This is a genomic window from Vibrio sp. S9_S30 (assembly GCF_014694455.1).
Classification (GTDB): domain Bacteria; phylum Pseudomonadota; class Gammaproteobacteria; order Enterobacterales; family Vibrionaceae; genus Vibrio.
In genome coordinates this window covers 298,054-320,064 of record NZ_JAAUWT010000005.1, presented here as the reverse complement: position 1 = coordinate 320,064, position 22,011 = coordinate 298,054, and the positions used below count along the sequence as shown (strand labels likewise).

Here is a 22,011-nt window from a genome sequence, read left to right as displayed (position 1 = left end):
GAAAGTGGTAAGCGACTCATTTTACCCAAGAAAAGAAAGAGGAAGCCTTTTCCTCGGGTTGTTCTGTATAAGGCTCCCCGGTATCCACATAAGAAAAGAGCCGCACGCTGTTAAGCGAGCGGCATTAGGGCATGTGCTCCGGCTTTTTTATTGCCATATTCCAAGTACAAATTTTGACCTATGTACTAAATCGATAATTATTTCGATATTTCCTCCTTCATCGACTGGCGACTTACTCATCACCTGCTACTTTTTTATGTGTCAGGACGCATAAAAAAGACAAATCACTGCACACCAAAGAATCCTTCTTAGGTCGAGCATGAATAAAAACATCAAATAGGCTAGGTATTATGGGAATTGCATATCACAGTTATATCGGCACGACAGTTGACCGGTTGCCTGAACTGCCGTGTTCATCCGCTGGACACCTTTCGCTTAACACACCTGTTGGCAGTTGCGTAGACCGTTTCGGTCGGATTTGGTTAGCCGATACCGCGCACAATCGTGTGCTTGTTTTTGATTCAGAAATGGATCAAATTCTTGCCAGCTTTGGAAGCGTTGGTAAGGGGCCTCAGCAATTTAATATGCCATTTAGGCTGCTATCACACCCTGACAAGAATTGGGTCTATGTAACGGATATCGGTAATTTTCGTGTCCACATTCTGGAATACAGCCAAGAGCTTGATATTCAATCCATCAAAATATTTGGTGACGAACCAGAGGTCGACTTAAAGGGCCCCAACGGCATTGTGGTGCATGACGGTAAAGTCTGCGTTGCTGACGAGTTTTATGAAGGGCCAGATAGCCAATCTCGCCTTGTGGTGTTTAGCGAAGAAGGCGAGTTTGAGTACACGATCGATGACATTACGCCAGAAGACGGCGGAGAAGCCGTTCATTTACTCTGGCCCCAAGGATTAAGCTTGGATAAGCAGGGCAATATCTACATTGCCAATACGGGGTTCGCGACGGTTGTGCGTTGTGATTGGCAAGGCAAAGGCATTGTTTTTACTGAACGAGGTAAATGCTATATCGACGGGCTTGATTTATCTCGCGGGGTTTCCGTGATTCAAAATCGCGTGTTGATTCCTGGTGGTGGCCCAAACGTTATATCCATTTATAACCTCAATGGTCAATTCATGGGGCAACTGGATGGCTTTTTCGCACCGGTGCAGATCACCGAATCACCCGAACCGCAAACCCTGCTGATTACCGAACCATTCCTTGCGTCTCTGCAAAAGCACCGAGTGAATCTTGCCACGTTAAAAGACGGAAAAACGCGGGCAACCAAAGTATTGAAATCCATCGGTGACGAACGAGACAACCCTGGGCAACTTCATTTTGTCACCTCGGTGGTAGGGGTTGTCACTAAACCGCAGAACGGGCATACAGAGGAAGTGCCTCTGATTCAAAATTGGCTAGAACATCAGCTTTCAGTACAAGATCAGATGCTTAAAGCCATGCAACCTGCGGGCATTCCATCTTGGTTAAGTATTGCATTGTCTGCTCAAACAGAATGGGTTCAAAGATGGCAGCAAACCATGATTCGAATCTTCCTAAGCGACAAGCCTGATGACCCAGAGGATCTGCTTTGGATGGTCGATGCAGGTAATTATCAACTTCAAGCCACGGAAAACGGCAAAAGCAATTCAGCTCGACCGATAAGCTTACCCATGCTGCCCGGTTCGCTTGGCATTGCCGCGTTAACGCCGAGCAAACCATTACCGGGACAATTAGATCCGACAGTGCCACTGCTTGTGGTGAGCAATTACCTCAGCGGAATTGTCACTGTGCTGCAATACAACAATGTGATTGGAGAATTGATTCCTTATACCGTATTTGGTGGGTTGGGCTCTGGTCCTGAGCAGTTAAATAAACCACAGGGCATTGCGGTTGATCCCACTAACAATGACATTCTCATCGCAGATTCTGGAAACCATCGAATTTGTCGTTGGAGGCTGTCGGAAATCGGTGCGGCAGGTTTGGTTCATACCTATGGGCAACTTGGGGACGAACACGGGGCGTTCCATACGCCATCCGATATCACTGTCGACGCAGATGGTATCTGCTTTATTACCGATCAGAATAACAATCGAATTGAAGTGTACGACCAAAATGGAGAGTGGGTGCGTAGCTTCGGAAAAGAAGGGTATGGAACGGATAACGACCATTTCTTACTGCCCACCAGTATTGACCATGAAAATGGCTATCTGTTTATCTCCGATCTCGTGAACCGCGCAATAAAAATCTTTAAGTGTTCAGGAGAGTATGTTGAATCTTTCAGTGGTTTTGGTGCAGACAGAGAGAAAGGTCAATTATGGTTGCCTTACCTGCTCCATGTGAAAAATAGCAAAGTCTATTTACCTGATTGCGCATTAAACCGAGTCAATGTTTATAAATTTAATAATTAACGTCACGTGTATTCCGCTATGACTGGACCGTTTACACATAGCGAACCATGCAGAAACAACGTCAGGGGTTAGGTATGAAGAGTGTTTTAAAACGTGCGCAGGATAAAAAACTGTCGCATAAAAAGTTACAGGATGTTCATGGTGTTTGCCAAAAATCGGAAGATAGCTCGCGTCAGATTTTGCAGCAGTTTCAAAGTGTCATTCAGCATTTTGAAGAGCATGCGGAAGATGAACAAAAATGCAGAGAGGCTTTGCGTCAGCTGTATGAGAGCCATGAGTTTTGTTACGCCAGTAACAATGTTGCTGCTCCGCACGAGTAATAAGGAGGCACTATGAATTTTTCTCTAAAAAACGCACCCATTAGCATGCGTGCATGGATGATTCTGGTTCTGTTTGCTGTCGGGTTAATTGCCAATTCGCTCTTGGATGCGTCAGCAACGAAAAAACACATGCGTGAAAACTATGAACGTGGCGTTCAGCAAATCGTTGAGGGAGCGGTAGGCGTTCTTGGCTATTATCACGAACAAAGTGTGAATGGTTCAATGTCGACAGAAGACGCGCAGCGAATGTCACTAGAGGCGATATCAGCCATGCGGTTCGACAACGGCAACTACATATTTGTTGCCGACACAGACGGCATACAATTAGCGTCTGGACTCAAGCATTTACTGGGTACCAATATTCTTCCTTTGAAAGATGGGAACGGCAAACTGTTTGTAGAAGAACTCTACGCGACAGGGAAGCAAGGGGGAGGATTTGTCGATTACATGTGGCAAACATCGCCAGATGCGACAGAGCTTTCACCCAAAACCAGTTATGCCGACTATTTCCATGAATGGGGGTGGATGATAGGGACAGGCATTAATATGGCATCGCTTGAAGAAGATATTCTGCAATCACAAATTCTATCCATGACCAATGCCGGTATAATTTTGATTGCGCTTTCTGCATTGATTGCGTATTTCGTGAAGACCATTACCACTCCAATCAATAAAACCGTTGCCGCAATGCGTGATCTGTTGAGTGGTGAAGGTGATTTAACCCAACGATTGAAGGAAGAGGGCAGTCAGGAGCTTATTGAACTGGCGCAATACTTTAATCGGTTTGTAAGTTCCATTCAGGAGATCATGAGAAGTGTCAGTGAGGCGGGTGCCCAATTGGCTTCTTCCGCTAATCAGCTTTCCGCTTCGGTGTCGTCGGTTGATGCCAACCTCAATCAACAACAAAGTGATACTTCTCAGTTGGCGGGGGCGATGAGTGAAATGCTAACCGCCGTTGAAGAGGTGGCAGGTCGGACCGTGGATGCATCGGATTTCAGCGTGAAAGCGGCCAAGCAAACGGAAGAAAGTTTAGTGATCATCCAACGCAACATCCGCGAATCTCAGTTGTTAGCAGAAGACATCGGAGAAGCCAGTCAAGTCATCACTCAGCTTGCCACCGATAGCCGAAATGTCGATACCGTTCTTGAAGTCATTAGAGGCATAGCAGAACAAACCAACTTACTTGCACTGAACGCCGCCATTGAAGCCGCTCGCGCAGGTGAAGCGGGGCGGGGGTTTGCTGTCGTGGCCGATGAAGTACGCACTCTGTCTCTGAGAACACAAGAGTCTACGATTGAAATTCAAACCATAATAGAAAAACTTCAAGAAGGCGCGGAACAAGCGGTTGGCGTAATGAGTAAAGGGGCGGAAAAGGCAACCAATACCTCCGAGATTTCATCTTCTGCAGGGGAAGCACTTAACGAAATTGCTCAAGAAGTCCATGCTATCCAAGGCATGAATCAGCAAATATCCGCAGCAACAGAAGAGCAAACGGTTACGGTAAACAGCATTAACCGTAATGTATCGAGCTTAAACGACGGTTCAAACTTATTAGCCAGTGAGTCGACACAGATGGCGGCAGCAAGTGAAGAATTAAGCCAAGTTTCAGAAGATATGATGAGGATGATAAATCGCTTTAAATTGGCTTAAGTTAACGTATGTCATCTGAACTCGGGATAACAGGTGGCTTTCTATTGGTTTATTAGCGCTTATTTTAAATCACGTTGGCGTTTTTGTACCTTAGCCTGCTTTCGGCGGTGGTGTCGTGGTGAACGTGATTATGTACTCGTTAATGTAATGACGTACTGTGAAATGTTAATGTCAGGAGATGTTTTATAATTCTGTTGAATTGTTTGTTTCTGGTTGTTAAACCTATTTATTTTAAATTAAACAGATAAAAATATCAATAAAAGCATTAGTGTTAGCGTTGTTTTTATTGATAATAGTGACACCAAGTACAATCGTGATGAGTTTTTTTGCGCCGTGAAATTTCGTTTGTAAAATCCGTCGAAGATTTTGAAATACTTCGTGAGGATTTAAATGAGCGTATTAGGTTATATGCAGAAAGTCGGTAAGGCACTTATGGTGCCCGTCGCTACTTTGCCTGCAGCTGCAATTTTAATGGGTGTGGGGTATTGGCTTGATCCTGTAGGTTGGGGCAGTGAAAGTGTACTGGCTGCTTTTTTAATTAAATCGGGTGCCGCCATCATCGAGAACATGGCAGTATTGTTTGCTGTTGGTGTTGCGTTCGGTTTGTCTAAAGATAAAGATGGCTCGGCAGCCTTGTCGGGTTTTGTGATGTGGTTGGTGGTGACGACACTGCTCTCTCCTGCGACCTTAGCGCAGCTTCAAGGTATTTCTGCTGATGATGTCAATATGGCATTTGATAATGTAGATAATCAGTTTGTGGGTATTATCGTTGGTATTATTTCGGCTGAAATATACAACCGATGCTCGCACGTAGAATTGCCTAAGTTCCTTGCGTTCTTTAGTGGTAAGCGTTTGGTTCCTATCCTAACCTCCATCGCTGGTATGATTCTGTCGTTTATTCTAATGACGGTATGGCCTGTTATTTTTTCTGGGTTACTTTCTCTTGGCACGGCATTGCAAGATCTCGGTCCTCTTGGTGCTGGCTTGTTTGGCTTCCTAAACCGCCTACTTTTGTCTGTTGGTATGCACCACGCGTTGTATCCAGTATTCTGGTTTGATGTTGTTGGCATCAACGATATTCCAAACTTCCTCGGTGGTGCTCAGTCTATTGCAAATGGCACGGCGACGCCTGGCGTAACAGGCATGTATCAAGCGGGCTTCTTCCCAATCATGATGTTTGGTCTGCCTGCGGCAGCGTTGGCGATTTACCACAGTGCGGATAAGAAAAATAAAGGCAAAGTATTCTCTGTGATGTTGGCAGCCGGTGCCGCTTCTTTTTTCACTGGGATTACCGAACCGCTTGAATTCTCATTTATGTTCCTTGCACCTGTGTTGTTTTTGATTCACGCTGTCTTAACGGGTGTCAGTTTGTTCATTGCAGCTTCTATGGAGTGGATGGCTGGATTCGGTTTCTCGGCGGGTCTTGTTGACTTCGTTCTTAGCAGCCAAAACCCATTGGCGACGCAGTGGTATATGCTGCTCCTTCAAGGTTTGGTTTTTGGTTTGCTTTACTATGTGCTATTCAAAGTTACTATCGCTAAGTTCAACCTTAAAACGCTTGGTCGCGGCGAAGAAATGGCAGAAGAAGGTGTCGAGAACATCGAACAACTGGCAAGTAAGTACATTACAGAGCTTGGTGGTAAAGAAAACTTAGTGACCATTGATAACTGTATTACACGCCTACGCCTTGAAGTGAAGAGTACAGAGAATATCAACGACGACGCATTGAAAGCACTCGGTGCGGCTGGTGTGGTGAAACTGGGTAAGACCTCTATCCAAGTTATCGTTGGTGTTGGTAAGGTTGATAAAGTTGCCGCGGCAATGAAAAACCTAAACGCATAAGAATTTTGTTCGGCTAGAGTTCCCCCTAGTAGCTTGAATTACGATTAGTCACCGTTTGCCGAACACTACCTTTTAAAAACCGAGCGTGTTAATACGCTCGGTTTTTTATTTTTACCCTCGTACTACGGCTCGCGCTTCGTACTGCGGTTGGCTTACACCGTTTTTTGGCATTGCTGGTTGTTGAGTGAATCATATCGGTCTGGCTTGTTTAATGAAGTTCAGCATCCACTGCGTAACCAGTAAACCGTCTGTTGGTAGCTTTAAAGACGCCAAACCTTTGTCTTGAACAGGCTTTGGAATAACGTCTTCTCTCACTTCTATTAAGGCTTTTGAGTAGGGCGCACAAAACTCTGGGTGCGCCTGAATTCCAAGAGAGCTTTTTCCTACCACCATAATGGATACAGGGCAGAAGTCATTGCCTGCGATGACTTGGCCATCATCCGGCATCGATATGACTTGATCTTGATGGCTAACTAATAGATTGACCGTATCTTGGTAAGGGTGCATCCAAGGGTAAGGGGTGACGATTTTGGCAATCGCAGTACCGATTCCCCAACCAACATCCGCTCGATCCACCTGTCCACCTAACGCTTTGGCCAATAGCTGATGACCAAAGCAAATGCCAATAAAAGGAATATGGTGCTGGTGGATCTGACGAACCAAATTTTCTAACTCTTGGATCCACGGGTCGTTATCCATCACACCAGATTTACTGCCGGACGTAATATAGGCATCGCACTCGGAAATATCGTTAGGAAACTCTGAATGATTAACCCAATAAAACCGGAGTTCAAGTGTTTCATCGACGGCAAGCAGAAGCCGAGAAAACATATCTTTATAGCTACCATGGTTTGGTTCTAATTTAGGGTTGACGTCATCGCAGATCAGTATACCGATTTTCATAGTCTTCACCGCTACGAGGTTGATGGATTCATAGGTTTGCCCGTTAGAGCATAACTAAACAGATTCGAATACTCTTCGGCGCTGAATTGAATCGGATTTGTGCCAGCCGCCGCATCAAGAACGGCGATCTCGCCAATACGCTTTGCATCGTTTCCGTTTAGCCCTATTTCCGCTAATGTGTGTGGGATGTTTAGGGTATTACGCATTCCCAAAACCCACTCTATTACAGCTTCGAAACTGGGTGACTGAAGGGAAAGCGATCTTGCAAGTACCAGCATTTTCTCTTCAATCTCTTTGCGGTTGGCTTCTAATACATAGGGCATAAGAATCGCGTTCAGCAATCCATGATGTTTATCGTATAGCCCACCGAGGGTATGCGCCAAAGCGTGCATGGCGCCTAATCCCTTTTGAAACGCCGTTGCTCCCATACTAGACGCGACTAAAAGCTGAGTTCTTGCCTCTATGTCCGAACCATCAAGGTAAGCTCTGTACAGATAGTGTTTCACCAGTTTTATGGATTCAAGCGCGATGCCATCGGCCATGGGATGATATCCGGGGGCACAGTACGCCTCCAAGCTATGTGATAATGCATCCATGCCTGTTGCGGCGGTAATATGACTTGGAAGTCCTACCGTCACGTTGGGATCCAGCAACACTTGGACAGGCATCATTTTGGGATGAAAGATGATTTTTTTAACATGAGTTTGTGAATGGGTAATCACAGAGGCTCTGCCCACTTCCGAGCCTGTTCCGGCGGTGGTGGGAATCGCTATTACAGGCACAATTTTGCTTTCGTCGGCCTGTGTCCAGTTGTCCCCGACATCTTCAAAGCTCCACAACGGAAGGCTTTGATTGGCACAAAGGGCAATGGTTTTAGCGGCATCAAGGCTCGAACCGCCGCCAAACGCAATGATGCCGTCGTGCTTGCCTGCATTGAATGCGTCAATGCCGAGGTTGACATTGGCATCGGTTGGATTGCCTTGAATGTCGGCAAATGCACCGACAGCAACCCCGCTCGATTGGCAGTCCGATATGGCTTTCGAGACCATGTCTAAATCCGCCAGAAATGGGTCGGTGACCAACAAAGGGGAGGACATGTTAAGGCGTTTACAGTGCTCTGCCAATGATGCCAAACAGCCTTCGCCAACACTGATCGCTGTGGGGTAATTCCAGTTTGCATGTGTCATCATTTTTCTCCCAACGATTTGATATGAAAAGATTTAGGTCTCGTTAGCATGTCAAAACCAATAGGAGACAAGGTGCATCCTCGACCAGAATTTTTAACTCCCGTCCATGCCAGTTCTGGATCAAGATAGTCACAGCGATTGACAAAAAAGGTGCCAGTCTGAACGTTTTCACCTAGTTGGGTGGCCGTGTCTTCATCGGTAGAAAAGATGGAAGCAGTCAGTCCAAACTCACTGTCGTTCATAAAATGGATCGCTTCGTCGTCGTTGGATACCGATTGGATACCCACAACAGGGCCAAAGGACTCTTCTGTCATGACGGTCATGGTGTGGTCGACATCCGTTAATATTTGAGGGGCAAGGTAAGGCGTCCCTTTCTGACTCATGGGGAACAGGGCTTCATCAATGTGTGGTGTTGCGCCTTTCGATATCGCATCGCGAATTTGTTCACGCACAAAATCGGCTGCCGCAGTACGCACCATTGGACCCAGTGTGGTGTCCAATTGATTGGGATCGCCGAGTCGATAGGTTTTAGCCAGTGTGACCGCCTTTTCAACGAACGCATCATGAACCGATTCATGGACATAAATTCGTTCTATCCCGCAACAAGATTGCCCCGAGTTAAAGAATGCACCGTCTACGAGGGTTTCGGCTGCGTGATTCAAGTCGGCATCCGCCCTGACATAGGCAGGATCTTTTCCCCCCAGTTCTAACCCGACGCCAATAAAGCGCCCAGCAGCATTGCGTTCAACCATTTCGCCCCCTGCCACAGACCCTGTGAAGGCAACATAATGAATATTAGGGTTTTGAATGAGCTTTTCCGTTGAAGCGTGATCGGTGTGTAAATACTGAAAGGTGCCAACGGGGATACCCGTCCCTTCAAATGCCTCGACTAAGCGTTCTGCGCAGAGAGGGGTTTGCGCGGAATGTTTCAAGATCACGGTATTTCCTGCGAGCAAAGCAGGAATCACGGCGTTGATCGCGGTCAAATAGGGATAATTCCAAGGTGCGATGACCAATACGTTTCCCACGGGTACGCGCTTAATGTATCGAGTGAACCCTTTTTTTTCTGGCAGTGAGAGCGTTTCAAGGGCTTTATCCGATTGCTCAATCATGGATAGCGCCCGCTCTTCAACGCCCATGATTTCGCCTGGCGTGTACGAAATGGGCCTGCCCATCATCATGGTAATTTCTTTTGCTAGGTTCGCTTTGTTCGCCACAAAATTTTCGATGGCGTGTTTGCAAATCGCTTTCCTAATATTTAGAGGTGTTGCCTGCCATTCCTTTTGGGCGTTATTGGCTTTATCAATGGTTAGCGCAATCTCTTCTGCGTTGGCTAATGCGCGTGTGACGCAAACGCTGCCATTGATCGGCGATAGGGTTTTCTGTTCCATGCTTTCCTATACCTTATGTTTTGTTCGCTATGTTCGCGATGTCGCTATGTCCGCGATGTCGCGATGCTCGATGTGGAGAGGAGGTCGCTAAATAATTTCGAAGTAGCGCTTCATTTCCCAATCGGTCACGGCTTTCCTGAATTCTCTTTCTTCCCATTCTCGACTTGCTGCGAAGTGTTCGACAAACTCATCGCCAAACATTTCTCTAGCATGGGGGGAGGCTTTCAAGCGTTGAGCGGCATCCCAAAGGGTTGCGGGGAGTTTCAGATCTTCTGGGATATCTTGCTCATAAGCATTACCAACGATGGCTTCACCTGGCTCCCATTTATTGAGTATTCCGCACAGTCCAGAGGCTAGGGCAGCCGCTAGCGCAAGGTAAGGGTTACCATCGGCGGCTCCAATTCGGTATTCCACCCTTTGACTACTCGGTGATCCGGGAATAACGCGTAAAGAGGTGGTGCGGTTGTCGACTGCCCACGTGGAGTGAGTGGGGGCCCAAAACCCCGGAATCAGCCTTCTGTAGCTGTTCACCGTGGGAGCGACCATGCACAAAAAGTCGGGCATTAAGCGTTGTAACCCTGCCACAAAGTGACGTTGTAGCGAACTCATGTTGTGCTCGCCTTTTGGATCGTAAAAAGCGGAACTGCCGTCTTTGTTTTGCAGCGAAATGTGGATATGCCCACTTTGACCTGGGCAATCGTTGCTCCATTTCGCCATAAAGGTCGCCATCAGGTCGTTTCGCTGGGCGAGGACTTTGGTATACGTTTTAAATAAAGCGGCTTTGTCGGCGGATTCCATGGCTTTGTCCACTTCCAGTGCCGCTTCAAGCACGCCAGGACCGGTTTCAGAATGGATTCCTTCAATTGGAAAATCCATCTTTTTACTCAGGTCGATTAACTGTTGATAGAGTTCTAAATAGGTGGAATTTCGAATCATGGAATACCCGAACCAATCTGGCGTTATCGGTTCCAAGTTGCTGTAGTTCTTTTCTCGCACGGAATGGGGCGTTTCATTAAAAACAAAAAACTCATATTCAAATGCCGCAAAGGCATTTAAACCTAAGTCATCGAACTTTTTAAGGATGCGCGCCAGCGTGCCTCTAGGACAGACTTTTTCCGCTTGCTGGTCGAATTCTGCAATAAAGAGAAGCATGTCATCTTCATCTAACACATCTCGGCACGTTTCGGGCAGAATCTTGACTGGTGCGTCAGGGTATCCTGTGTGCCACCCCGTATATGTGGTGTTGTCATACAGCTGATCTTTCGAATCCCAACCGAGCACGACATCGCAAAAGGCAAACCCTTTTTCAAGTGATGAAAAGAATTTGTTTTTGGACATGTACTTTCCACGCATAATCCCATCGTTATCGAACAGCCCAACTTTGACGTGGGTGAGGCCACGTTCTTCAACTATTTTTTTTGCGTCTGCGATGGTTTTAACTGATCTTGCATCCATTTTCTTTTTCCTCTTAGCACCGGCTAAATCAGCCGGTGCTATACCCTGTTAGCTGTAGCGATATGGCTTGCCTGCTTTCTCCATATCGGAGGCGTATTTCTTAAATATTTCCACCACTCGCTTGGTTCTTGGGCTGGTCTTAGCGATTTCATCCCAGAATTTCAGTGCTTCCTGCTCAACCGTTTTCCACTCTTCATCGGGTATGGTGGTGAGCTCAAGTTTGTCGCCTTCTACACGAAGTTTAGCTTCTCCTCCCCAATACCAGTGTTGGCGGTAGTAGTGGGAGCTGTCCATGCACAATCGCCATAGCGTTTTAAGGTGTTCGGGCAGGGCATCCCAACGTTCGCTATTGGCAAAGAAGGATCCACACCACGCACCGGAAATATTATTGGTTAAGAAGTAATTGGTGACGTCCGCCCAGCCGACGGTGTAATCTTCCGTTATCCCTGACCAAGCAATGCCATCAAGCTCGCCTGTTTGAATCGCAACTTCCACGTCTTCCCATGGGAGGGTGACGGGAATGACTCCAAAGCGAGATAAAAATCGCCCAGCGGTAGGGAAGGTAAATATGCGTTTGCCTTTTAAGTCGGCGAGGCTTTTAATGGGCTTCACCGTGGCGAAATGACAAGGATCCCATGCGCCAGCGGATAGCCATGTCACGCCTTTGACTTCTCCATACGCTTCCTGCCATATCTCTTTTAACCCGTATTGCTCAAACAACACGGGGACATCCAAGCTGTAACGGGTGGCAAAAGGGAAGTAACCCCCAAACACGGACACATCCACAGGTGCCGCGATAGAGTCGTCGTCACTTTGTACTGCGTCGATGGTTCCTCTTTGCATGGCGCGGAAAAGTTCACCGGTTGGCACTAACTGATCGGCATAAAACAGCTCGATGACCATTTCGCCATTGGCGGCTTTGTTAAACGCATCGACCGCAGGTTTGATGACGTGTTCGCCCAATGCCGGTCCTGCGTAAGTTTGCAAACGCCATTTAATGGTTTTTTTGCTGTTTGCGATGGCAGGAGCGCCGACAATTGCCGTCGCACCCGCAGCAGATACTGCACCTGCTTTTTTAAGGAAATCTCTTCTACTAGACATGTTTTATTCCTCCATGGAATGGGTGTCCTTGTCCAAGTGTAGGGGTGTCACTTAAGGTTATGTTTCATCGGCTGTAGTGGTACTCAGGTAGCCACAAAGCCAGTTGTGGGAAGGCCATCACCAAAATCAATCCAAAAATCATAATCAGGACAAAAGGAATGATTGAGAGGTAGATATCCTTCAAGGAAACTTCAGGTGGTGCCATGGCTCGCATTAAGAATAAGTTGTAGCCAAAGGGTGGGGTCATGTATGCAATTTGGCATGTAATGGTGTAAAGCACCCCGTACCAAAGTAAATCGAACCCTAATGCGCCAACTAATGGGACATACAATGGGGCGACGATGACCAACATAGCCGTGTCATCTAAGAATGTCCCCATTAGGAGATAAGAGAGCTGCATTAAAATCAACACTTGCCAAGGGGTGAGGTTGAGTCGGTCAATAAAGAAACCTTCAATGGCTTTTACGGCACCGATGCCATCGAATACCGCTCCAAAGCACAGCGCGGCCAAAATAATCCACATAAACATGCAGCTGATGGCCAGTGTTTTGCGAAGCGTTTCTTCCATGACTGATCGGTTTAAACGCTTTTTCGCAATCGCCGCAATGGTTGCTGCGGTTGCACCAACAGCCGAGCTTTCAACTAAGCTTGTTACGCCCATCAAAAACAGCCCAGTCATGGAAATAAAAATCAGAAGCGGAGTAATACCCGCACGCAACAAGAGCAGCTTTTCTTTAAAACTGACGTTGCGCTCTTCTTCAGGTAAAGCCGGACCGAGGTTGGGCTGAATTTTGCAGCGAATGACAATATAAACAATGAACAGCGTCGCCATAAGGAGCCCAGGAAACACGCCAGCAAGCCAAAGTTGCCCGACAGGCTGACGAGCGATCATGCCATAAAGCACCAACACTACGCTTGGGGGAACAAGAATGCCCAGAGAGCTCCCCGCTTGAATCACACCCGTTACCATAATTTTGTCGTAACCACGCCTTAGCAATTCTGGGAGGGCGATGCTTGCGCCAATGGCCATGCCTGCTACGCTCAACCCATTCATGGCGGAAATCACGACCATTAAGCCGATCGTCCCGATGGCCAAGCCGCCGTTTAAAGACCCCATCCAAACATGGAACATTCGGTATAGATCTTCCGCGATACCGGATTCTGAAAGCATGTACCCCATATAGATGAAGAGTGGAAGGGTGAGCAATGGATACCATTTCATCAGCTTTATCGCGGAGCTAAAGGCAATTTCAGAACCGCCATCTCCCCAAAGCAGAAGAGCCGCGATAACCGCAATGGATCCAATAACGGCAAAAACACGTTGACCCGTCAGCAGCATTAGCATCATGGCGGAGAACATCAGTAGGGCGATCATTTCATAACTCATGATTGCGCCTCCACATTGTCAGCGTTGTCACCATTGTCACCATTGTCACCATACATAATGGTGGCGATGTCCCTGAACCAGACCGCGATGGCTTGTAGCAGCATTAGTACAATACTGAGACACATGATGATCTTGATGGGAGACATATAGGGGCGCCAAGCTGAATAGCTTCGCTCATCATATTCAAGCGCGTAGCTGGTGCTCGATATTCCGCCGTACAATAGTATTGAGAGATAGATAAGCAACATGATGATGGTAATGCTGTCAATGATGGCTTTCTTTCTCGGGCTCCAGTTACCGTAGAGCAAGTCCATCCTAACGTGACCATTGAGTTGCATGGAGTAGGGACCACCAAGCATGTAAAAAGCAACCATGACAAACTGCGCCATTTCCAGTGTCCAGAGGGAAGGAAAGAAAAAGGTTTTTGAAATCGATGAGTAAAGCAAAATGCCAATCATCACAAAAACAAGATACATGGCGAATCGACCAATGCGTCGGTTTATTGCTTCCACTATGCGGACAAATGACTGAATGGGGGTAGGTAACGACTTGACTGGATCCTGATCCATTAATAACTCCATTGTTCCATATGGTTTTATCGGAAATATCAACTAACGATATGACTATTAAAGAAAATTTCCAGAAGATATGAATTCCATTTCAATCTTCAACAGATGACTTATTTGTTAAATGTGTTTAAACTTTGATCTGTTTGTATCCATATTTACAGAAAAAAGAAGTCTGTCAATATATTTACAGAAAATATTTTTTCAGTTTTTGATCTCGTGTTATGTTTGTTACAATACTATCAATCAGGTGGGCTGAAAATATGGGCAGAGCCTCTACGATATGGAGTGAGATTTGACGGTTGCAGAAAGGATAAAAGAGCGATTTGCCAAGCTGACGCGTGCAGAAAGGCAACTTGCCAATGTGATGTTAGATAACTACCCCGCTTCGAGCCTCGGAACGGTTGTTTCGCTGTCGGAAACGGCAAAAGTATCAACGCCTACCGTGGTGCGTCTGGCTAAAAAGCTCGATTTTACGGGGTTTCCAGACATGCAACGTAGTATTCATGAGGAAATAGGGGATACGCTGAAAGGGCCCATTGAAAAGCATGCTGCCATTCCTAACATAGATGAAAAGTCACACCTTCTGGATAGGTTTGCAGATACGGTGATGAATAATATTAGGCAGACAGTTGCTCAAGTGGATGAGGCGACATTTAGCGGGGCAGTAGAACGGCTGAGTAAATCGGATTGCCCGTTATACATTGTTGGAGGGCGTATTAGTCACTCCATTGCTGAGTATATGTTTACGCATATGCAGGTCATTCGTGCCAACGTCACTATGATTGAGCCCAACGCAAACAGTTGGTCGCATTATGTGATTAATATGAAGCCGGGCGATACCTTGGTTGTGTTTGATATTCGACGTTACGAGAACGACATTTTGACGCTAGCGGAAATCGCTCGCAGCAGAGACGTTGAACTGATTCTGTTTACCGATCAATGGGGCTCGCCCGTTGTAAAGCTGGCGCAGCATGTGTTTCATGCGCGTATTGAAGCGCCATCAGCATGGGATTCGACCGTTGCGATTACGTTTTTAGTGGAGGCCATCGTTGAGGCAATACAGTCGGCAACGTGGTCTGAAACCAGTAGCCGAATGAAAGACTTGGAAGTTTTGTTGGACAAAGCGAAGTTATTTAAAAAGTTTGTTTGACCCCATGAATTTTGTTTGACTCGATGGGCAGAATACTAAAGAATTCCCGCATTCCTGTCCTGAATGAGCACTCCTGATGTCTAAGCAACTGAACCAAGAACAGATTGATACTATTAATCGTTACGATACTGAAAAGCGTCTGACATATTGTGTGAAAGAGGTGGTAGAAAACCGAGAAATCTGGATTCTGACCGATGAGCATGGCTGCGTGATGCTCAACGCTGAAGAGGAAGACTGCGTTCCAGTTTGGCCAAACAAAGAATTTGCTCAAGCGTGGGCCAATGGTGATTGGGAAGCGTGTCAGCCAGAGTCCGTCTCTTTGAACAAGTGGCACAGCAGGTGGACTCGTGGTTTGGCGGATGATGAGCTTTCTGTGGTTGTTTTTCCAAATGAAAACGAAGAAGGGGTGATATTATTCCCTGATGAGTTTGATTTTGAGTTGAAGAAGCAAGCAAATAAAAAATAACGTCTTTTACTATTTGCACTATTTGCACTATCCGCACCGCCCTTTCTTTTTTATGGGGTGGTGGGGTAATCAGACTCATAAAATTAATACCCCATTAACGGATACAACTCTCCTTTCCTTACTTCACGAATGGCATTTTCAAGCGTACCGTCGTTTTTGAAATCCGCAATAATCTGTTTCACTATGGGTTCTGCCTCATCTCGGTTCATACCGGCTTTTAGATTCGGGTGATAGAGAATTTTTAGCAGTAACCCATCGAGCGGGGAAAGCAAATCTTCGGGCGATTTATCGTTAAAAATGGAGGGATACACTTTGTCGGAATCGTTCGGTAATCCCAATAACTGGGTGATTTCTTCCACAATGCAGCCTAACAGCTTTCCTTTTTCACGCGCTTGATCGACGGGAATGATTATCCCGCCTCCAATCAGTTCTCCGTCTTCATCGGTTTTAAAATTGGCGATGCAGATAGCGTTACTCGCGTGTTGCAACGAAGACTTCCCAAGCACTCTGGCGATGTCGTCCTCCCAAGCACTTAAGCGTGTAAAAACCCAGACTATATTGGCTTCTTCTACTTTGGTTGTCAGGCTGATAGGGAGATTGGTGAGATAAGACAGGTGCTTAATGTGCATTTGAACCAGTTCGGTATGAACATCTTCATCCGGTACTTTATGTTCAAGAAAAATCTTGATGGGTTTTCGCCATTTCCTAATACTCTGTTTCTCCGTGTCGTATTCGTTTTTTAACGCGATTTCGTAAAATGCTTCTTCTAGGTAAGCGGTATCTAACCATCGAAGGGGGACTTGTGAATAAGAATCGGTAGAGTAAAAGAAAAGCACCAAGTAGCTGAGTAGATAAGGCGCTAATTTAATGCTTTTCGACATAATGAACCCTAATAATGTGCAGGAGCTTTGTTGAAATGGCTTTCTATCAAACGTTGCGTAATTTGGTGAGATGGGTTGGCAATCACTTCATGAGTCATCCCAGATTCGACGACATTGCCTTCATGCATCACCATGATTTTGTCGGTAATGTGTTTGATGATGCCAATATGTTGCGATACATACACAAAGGACACCCCCATTTCGTCTTGCAATTCCAATAGTAAGTTAATGATCTGAGACCGCATCGCCATATCTAGACCATTGAGTGCCTCATCAGCAACAATTATAGACGGTTGAAGAATAAGTGCGCGGGCAAGGTTAATACGTTGCTTTTGACCCGTTGCTAACATCTGAGGGTAAAAATACGCATGCTCAGGCAACAATCCTACCCGTATCAATGTGTCTTTTACTCTCATTTTTCGAGCTTCTGATGTCATATCGGTGTTTCGTTTCAGTGGCTCCTCAAGAATTGCTCCTACCTGTAATCTTGGATTGAGAGAGGTATTGGGATCTTGAAAAATCATGCGAATGAGTTTGCAGCGAGTGGAGTAATCACGGTGCTCCAATTTCTCTCCCATAACATGAATTTCGCCAGAAGTGGGTTCAACAACGCCCGCCAGCATTTTGGCGAGTGTCGATTTCCCTGAGCCATTTTGCCCTATAAAGCCAAGTGTTTGTCCTGCCTCCAAAGTGAAGCTAACGGGTTTGACGGCTTCTTGTTCTTTTTTAGAGAACAACCCAGAGCGACTGGTAAAGGTTTTTCTTAGATCACGAACTTCTAACAATGCGCTCATGTACGTTTCTCCATGTTCAGAGGGAAATGACAGCTAAACTTATGGTTTTTGACTTTCTGAGTTCGAGGAATTTCAACGCATTGACGTTGCGCGTGAGGACAGCGAGGCCCAAGACGGCAGCCAATAGGCAAATGTTGAAGTGGTGGAATGGAACCTGGTAACGATTGCAGTTTCGATTTGTGCGGGATCCAATCATTGAAATCTGGCATAGCCTGCAAAAGGGCAACGGTATAGGGATGCTTAGGTGCGCTTAAGATTTGTTTGGTTGCGGCAGATTCCACCGACTGACCACAATACATTACGGTAATCCGGTCAGCCCATTGAGTGATCGTAGTAAGGTCATGCCCGATAAGCAGAATGGTGGTGTTATTCACTTGATTCATTCGGCTTAGCAACCTGAGAATTTGAGACTGCGTAATCGGATCCAAATCGTTCGTTGGCTCATCGGCTATCAATACCTTTGGTTTGGTCGCGATGGCCATGGCAATCATGATTTTCTGGCATTCCCCATCGGTCAGTTCGTAGGGATAACTGCGCATGATACGCTTATGGTTTTTTATCCCAACTTTATGAAGCAAGGCCATGGCTTGCCTTTTGCGCCATTTCCACGATTGCCACCATCGACCTTCAAACGAATCGCGAGGAATGGATTCCGCTAACTGTCGTCCAACGCGCTCGGAGGGATCTAAGCATGTAGAAGGTTCCTGAAAAATCATGGCGATGTCACGAGCAATAACACGTCTTCTTTCGCGTGGTGTCAGTTGCAGTAAATCAATATTGCCTAAACGAAGTCTGTCTGCGGTAACCGTCATGTTGTCTTTGGCTATGCCAAGTACCGCTTTTGCAACCAAACTTTTACCCGAGCCCGATTCTCCTACTAGCCCACGAATTTCGCCTTCATTCATGGTTAAGCTCATGCGATCCACCGCTTTCACTTTACCTTGGGGCGTTTCAATCTCTATTGTTAGGTGTCTGATGTCGAGCAGTGGCATTATTCTGTCCCCGCATTTAATGCACGTCGAGTGCCTTCACCAACCAGGTTAATGACAACAATAGTAAACATGATGACTAAACCAGGTAGGGTTACTGTCCAGGGTGCAGAGTAAATTAACTCCACCGAATCGCCAAGAAGAGCGCCCCATTCGGTGCTGGGTGCTTGTGCCCCAAGCCCTAAAAACCCTAATGCGGTAATGTCGAGTATGGCGACTGATAACGCCATGGTGATTTCTGCTGCGATGACAGGTAAAACATTCGGAAAAATGGAATTCCAAAGTAAATGGATATTTCTCGCTCCATCCAAACGTGCGGCAATGACGTAATCCTTTTCTACTTCATTGTGAACCGCCACATAGACGGAGCGGATAAATCGAGGTGTTAACGCTAAGCATATCGCCAGCAGAATATTAAATTCACCAAACCCTAAAAAGGCGACGAAAATGATCGCCAGAAGAAGTGAAGGAATAGACATAACGGTGTCGAGTAGGTGATTTAAGGTACTGGATATTAATCCTTTGGTCATGCCCGCTAAAATACCAATAGCGCAACCAATAACACCAGCAATAACGGTTATCAGAATGCCCGCCCCAAGTGTGAGCTGAGATCCTTCAATAAGCCGAGAGAGAATATCTCTTCCTAAATCGTCAGTTCCTAAGAAAAACTCGACGGTACCCTCATCATTCCATGACGGAGGGAGCCTTAGGTTTGCCGTTTGAGCTTGTGGATCATGAGGGGTTAGCCATGGAGAGAATAGGGTAATAAGCAATAGAATAACAAAGCACCAAAGCCCAAACATCGCTAACGTGTTACTTCGGTAGTTATTCCAGAAATGTTCAAACTGTGTAGGAACGCGTTCTTCCTGATAAACATTATTTGTCAGCATACCATTCCTTTCTTACCAGAGGGTTTGCAAATGCCCCGATCAAATCCGACAGAATATTGGCAATCAAAACAAAGGTTGCAACAACCATAACGCCAGCAGAAATCGCAACATAATCTTGATTTGACAGTGCATCAAGCAACCAACGACCAATACCCGGCCAGTTGAATATGGACTCGGTAATAATGGCAAACGTCAGCATGCTAGATAGCTGTACACCAAATTTGGGGATAATAGGTGGAAGTGCGTTTCGAATGACGTGTTCGATGACTATCTCGTATTTGGACAAGCCGTTTATTTTGGCGGCGCGTATGTAGTTTTGCTGCATCACTTCCGCGACCGAAGCCCTCATTAAACTAATGATTTGAGTGGTAGGGGCAAGAGCAAGAACAGCACAAGGCAGTATTAGATGCTTCAGTACGCTATGAAGCGCGTTTGCTCGCAGTGGGTTTTCAGAGAGTAGGGCATCAATAATGGCAAACCCAGTAACGCGGTCGATTTCGTAGAGCAGATCATAGCGCCCTTCAACTGGGAAAAGCTGCCAATTTAGTGAGAACACGAGAATCAGCATCAGTGCCACCCAAAATAACGGCGCGGCAAAGCCAGACATAGAAGTAAACGAGATGACAGTATCAATCCATTTGCCCTGTCGAGTGCCAGCGATGGTGCCAATAGGCAGCCCAATTATCAGTGCAATGAAGAAGGCAAAAAAGCACAATTCCAGAGTGGCTGGGAAAACCATCATAAGATCATCCCAAATAGGTTCACCTTGTGCGTTTAAACCAAAATCGAATTGGCTGATTTCGCCAATGTATTGAAACCAACCTGGAATCAAGTCGTTAAGTGCAGGGGGGGAATTTGGATCAAGCCTAAGAATACTGAACCCAACAAATGTAAGGATCAGCAAAGTGATGATAAACAGGTTTAACCGTCGAATAGTGTACAGAAACATTATTTGCTCCTTTCGACGGTATGGAACGAGCGAACGTTAAACGGGCTTATTTGAAATCCGGTCAATGAAACGTGATTGGCTTGGTATTGAATACCATGGGCTAATGGAATGACGGGCATTTCCTGATTCAATAGATTTTGCGCTTGGCGATATAAGTTTAATCGATACCTAGGCTGATTAGTTTCTCGGGATAAATCCAGCAAGAAGTCGAAGTCTGGGTTGCACCACATAGAAACATTCAACCCTGCTTTTTCGGCGTTACACGACAACAGTGGACGCAGGAAATTGTCGGGGTCACCTGTACTCGCAGTCCAGCCCGTTAGCAGCATATCGACGTTGGGTAAATTTTTGTTCAGTTCAGCGCGACTAAATCGGTCATCAGTAAGAAGGTTCAAGGTTACGCCTATATCAGCAAAGCTTGCTTGTATTTGTTCTGCTGTTTTTCGTGGGCTAGGGTTGTATGGACGTGGTTCCAGTGGTACCCACATCGACAAAGTCAGCCCTTTTGATAAGCCAGCTTCTTCCATTAACGCCTTAGCATAATTTCGATCATAGCGAATCTGAATGCTGTCTTTTTGATAGGCCCATGAGCTGGGTGGCAAAAGAGTATAAGCAATAGAGCCAGTGCCGTAATAAACGGAATCTAAGATGACTTGTCGATTGATGGCGAGGTTGAGCGCTTTGCGTACACGACGATCTTTTAATGCAGGATGCGACGTGTTCAGTGCAATAAACGCTACGTTCATCGCAGGCTTTGCATGCAGAACCAATTCGTCATTTTCAATAATAATCGGTAATTGGCTGGAGACAGGCGAAGATAAAACGTCGCATTCATTACGGAGCAATTTTGCTAACGTGCCTGTTCCTCGAGTGGATATGTCAAAAACCACTTGCTCCATGACAGGCTCACCTTGCCAATATTTTGCGTGCTTTTTCACTCTAATAAAATCACCCGTTTGGTATTCATCCAAATAGAAGGGGCCCGTACCTATAGGGTGTAAATCGATCTGATGTTTGTTGTCTTTTTCTATCAATTGATTCGCGTATTCACTGGAGTGAATGACCGCGTAGGGCGTTGCAATGTTGGGGAGAAAAGTATTATCTGCACGAGTGAGCGTAAACTTTACTTGGTGATCACTGACCGCCTCGACTGATTTTACTAACCCGTTAAAATCAATGCCTTCAAACCAAGGGTAGCGACCTTGTCCTAAATAATGGAAAGGGTGCGAACTTTTAAGAATGCGTTCAAAACTGAAGACAACATCTTGAGCAGAAAAGGGCTTGGACGGAGTAAACCAAGGCGTGGTTTGAAACTCTACATTCTTTCTTAGGTAAAATAGGTATTCGGTTCCATCTTCATTAATATCCCAACGTTCTGCCAAGTTGGATACAGGTTCGTGTGTTTCGGGTTCGAGCGTTAGGAGCGTATTAAACAATTGCTGGCTAAGTGCCTCAGACGTTAATCCGCTGTCTACCTGCTGGGGGTTAAATGAAATAGGTGAGTTTTGACCACAATAAACAAAGCCTTGTTTTTTTACGATGCTGTGATCAATATCATCGCTGCATGCACTGAGAAGCCATGCGCTGGCGACGGTTAGGGACAATTGTATGAACGCTTTCATAGAGACGAGAATTCTGGCACTTAACGAGGTAATAATGTCTGTGCTCATTAGTACCTC

19 protein-coding genes are annotated in these 22,011 nt (G+C 46.0%); 6 read left to right on the top strand and 13 right to left on the bottom strand.

The window, feature by feature from the left end:
- Positions 1–350 precede the first annotated feature (350 nt).
- From HC752_RS08575 to nagE, 4 genes are all read left to right on the top strand, one after another.
- Complete coding sequence (locus HC752_RS08575) at positions 351–2,408, top strand: NHL repeat-containing protein (RefSeq protein ID WP_190334713.1); 2,058 nt, start codon at positions 351–353, stop codon at positions 2,406–2,408.
- A 74-nt stretch (positions 2,409–2,482) separates the two neighbouring features.
- Positions 2,483–2,728 carry a hypothetical protein gene (locus tag HC752_RS08570; protein ID WP_190334712.1) on the top strand — a complete coding sequence of 82 codons (246 nt, stop codon included), beginning with the start codon at positions 2,483–2,485 and terminating at the stop codon, positions 2,726–2,728.
- Positions 2,729–2,740: 12 nt separating this feature from the next.
- Complete coding sequence (locus HC752_RS08565) at positions 2,741–4,378, top strand: methyl-accepting chemotaxis protein (protein WP_190334711.1); 1,638 nt, start codon at positions 2,741–2,743, stop codon at positions 4,376–4,378.
- Positions 4,379–4,768: 390 nt separating this feature from the next.
- Complete coding sequence (nagE, locus tag HC752_RS08560; protein WP_190334710.1) at positions 4,769–6,220, top strand: N-acetylglucosamine-specific PTS transporter subunit IIBC; 1,452 nt, start codon at positions 4,769–4,771, stop codon at positions 6,218–6,220.
- Between the two features lie 189 nt (positions 6,221–6,409).
- Here the strand turns inward: nagE and HC752_RS08555 are convergent, their stop codons facing one another.
- From HC752_RS08555 to HC752_RS08525, 7 genes are all read right to left on the bottom strand, one after another.
- Entirely contained in the window at positions 6,410–7,123 is a 714-nt protein-coding gene (locus HC752_RS08555; RefSeq protein ID WP_190334709.1) for a glutamine amidotransferase-related protein, read from the bottom strand.
- An 11-nt stretch (positions 7,124–7,134) separates the two neighbouring features.
- Positions 7,135–8,310 (bottom strand): iron-containing alcohol dehydrogenase, encoded by a 1,176-nt coding sequence (locus HC752_RS08550; protein ID WP_190334732.1) that lies wholly within the window; start codon positions 8,308–8,310, stop codon positions 7,135–7,137.
- Positions 8,310–9,701 carry an aldehyde dehydrogenase family protein gene (locus HC752_RS08545; RefSeq protein WP_190334708.1) on the bottom strand — a complete coding sequence of 464 codons (1,392 nt, stop codon included), beginning with the start codon at positions 9,699–9,701 and terminating at the stop codon, positions 8,310–8,312. The genes HC752_RS08550 and HC752_RS08545 overlap by 1 nt, the downstream gene beginning before the upstream one ends.
- Before the next feature lie 87 nt (positions 9,702–9,788).
- Positions 9,789–11,156 carry a glutamine synthetase family protein gene (locus HC752_RS08540; protein ID WP_190334707.1) on the bottom strand — a complete coding sequence of 456 codons (1,368 nt, stop codon included), beginning with the start codon at positions 11,154–11,156 and terminating at the stop codon, positions 9,789–9,791.
- Between the two features lie 48 nt (positions 11,157–11,204).
- Complete coding sequence (gene dctP / locus HC752_RS08535; RefSeq protein ID WP_190334706.1) at positions 11,205–12,257, bottom strand: TRAP transporter substrate-binding protein DctP; 1,053 nt, start codon at positions 12,255–12,257, stop codon at positions 11,205–11,207.
- Between the two features lie 64 nt (positions 12,258–12,321).
- The gene (locus HC752_RS08530; protein ID WP_190334705.1) at positions 12,322–13,644 is read right to left on the bottom strand and encodes a TRAP transporter large permease; all 1,323 of its coding nucleotides are present in this window, start codon (positions 13,642–13,644) and stop codon (positions 12,322–12,324) included.
- Positions 13,641–14,213, bottom strand: a complete 573-nt coding sequence (locus tag HC752_RS08525) for a TRAP transporter small permease subunit (protein WP_190334704.1) — start codon at positions 14,211–14,213, stop codon at positions 13,641–13,643. The genes HC752_RS08530 and HC752_RS08525 overlap by 4 nt, the downstream gene beginning before the upstream one ends.
- Before the next feature lie 292 nt (positions 14,214–14,505).
- Between HC752_RS08525 and HC752_RS08520 the strand changes: the two genes are divergently transcribed.
- Positions 14,506–15,363, top strand: coding sequence for a MurR/RpiR family transcriptional regulator (locus HC752_RS08520; protein ID WP_190334703.1), 858 nt, complete (start codon positions 14,506–14,508; stop codon positions 15,361–15,363).
- 76 nt (positions 15,364–15,439) lie between these two features.
- Entirely contained in the window at positions 15,440–15,829 is a 390-nt protein-coding gene (locus HC752_RS08515; protein ID WP_190334702.1) for a DUF2750 domain-containing protein, read from the top strand.
- 83 nt (positions 15,830–15,912) lie between these two features.
- Here the strand turns inward: HC752_RS08515 and HC752_RS08510 are convergent, their stop codons facing one another.
- From HC752_RS08510 to HC752_RS08485, 6 genes are read right to left on the bottom strand one after another with little or no spacing between them, the layout of a single operon-like run.
- A complete protein-coding gene (locus HC752_RS08510) occupies positions 15,913–16,710 on the bottom strand; it encodes a DUF2927 domain-containing protein (RefSeq protein WP_190334701.1) in 798 nt (265 codons plus the stop codon).
- Between the two features lie 8 nt (positions 16,711–16,718).
- Positions 16,719–17,504, bottom strand: coding sequence for a peptide ABC transporter ATP-binding protein (locus HC752_RS08505; RefSeq protein ID WP_190334700.1), 786 nt, complete (start codon positions 17,502–17,504; stop codon positions 16,719–16,721).
- Positions 17,501–18,496, bottom strand: a complete 996-nt coding sequence (locus HC752_RS08500) for a peptide ABC transporter ATP-binding protein (RefSeq protein WP_190334699.1) — start codon at positions 18,494–18,496, stop codon at positions 17,501–17,503. Before HC752_RS08500 ends, HC752_RS08505 begins: the two co-directional genes overlap by 4 nt.
- The gene (gene sapC / locus HC752_RS08495) at positions 18,496–19,383 is read right to left on the bottom strand and encodes a putrescine export ABC transporter permease SapC (protein WP_190334698.1); all 888 of its coding nucleotides are present in this window, start codon (positions 19,381–19,383) and stop codon (positions 18,496–18,498) included. Before sapC ends, HC752_RS08500 begins: the two co-directional genes overlap by 1 nt.
- Positions 19,370–20,332 (bottom strand): ABC transporter permease, encoded by a 963-nt coding sequence (locus HC752_RS08490; RefSeq protein ID WP_190334697.1) that lies wholly within the window; start codon positions 20,330–20,332, stop codon positions 19,370–19,372. Before HC752_RS08490 ends, sapC begins: the two co-directional genes overlap by 14 nt.
- Positions 20,332–21,954: an ABC transporter substrate-binding protein gene (locus HC752_RS08485; protein WP_190334731.1), complete on the bottom strand. Its 1,623-nt coding sequence runs from the start codon at positions 21,952–21,954 to the stop codon at positions 20,332–20,334. The genes HC752_RS08490 and HC752_RS08485 overlap by 1 nt, the downstream gene beginning before the upstream one ends.
- Positions 21,955–22,011 lie beyond the last annotated feature (57 nt).